We start from the raw sequence: 505 nt of genomic DNA, 5'->3' as shown, positions 1-505 counted from the left end.
TGTGGCGTGGCCCATGAGAAGGGTGTGTCGACATACAGCTCCAGCGCATCGGGGTAAAGGCGCTGCGCCTCGGGCGGCGTGGGGGCGTCGGACAGCTTTTTTCGGATCGAAGCCGGCATGCCTCTGGAGCTGGTGGTCACGACCTCACACCGACGGTAGTCCACCTGCATCCCCAGACTACCCAGGCTGCCCAACAGGCCGGGCAGTCGGCTTTCGATATGGATGAGGGTATTGGCGCTGCGCACCTGAAACGGCACTTGAGCGCGAAGATCCAGTTTTGCGTTTTGCTCATCCGGTTGATTACCCGTTATCGGCCCAATGTAAGTGCAGCTTGAATCGGTCATCAGTCGATATACTTCACGTGTTTTAACATCAAGTTAACGCGCCTGAAGGTATCAATATCATTGTAGCGTTTGCGCATTTCCTTCAGTTTCGCTTTAAATATATCGTTATCCATATCGATCCAGTAACGCGGGTCGCGACTGGTTTTCTGGTCATATTCGGC

At 54.3% G+C, this 505-nt stretch carries 1 pseudogene; it reads right to left on the bottom strand.

Features of this window, described 5'->3' with window-relative positions:
* Nucleotides 1-344 (bottom strand): annotated as a pseudogene (locus tag ACCD02_RS32610) (hypothetical protein); the annotation flags it as partial.
* Nucleotides 345-505 lie beyond the last annotated feature (161 nt).

It is taken from the genome of Pseudomonas sp. Pseusp88, assembly GCF_047303955.1.
GTDB lineage: Bacteria > Pseudomonadota > Gammaproteobacteria > Pseudomonadales > Pseudomonadaceae > Aquipseudomonas.
Note: the sequence above shows the minus strand (reverse complement) of the source record. Positions and strands in the feature narration are given on the sequence as shown.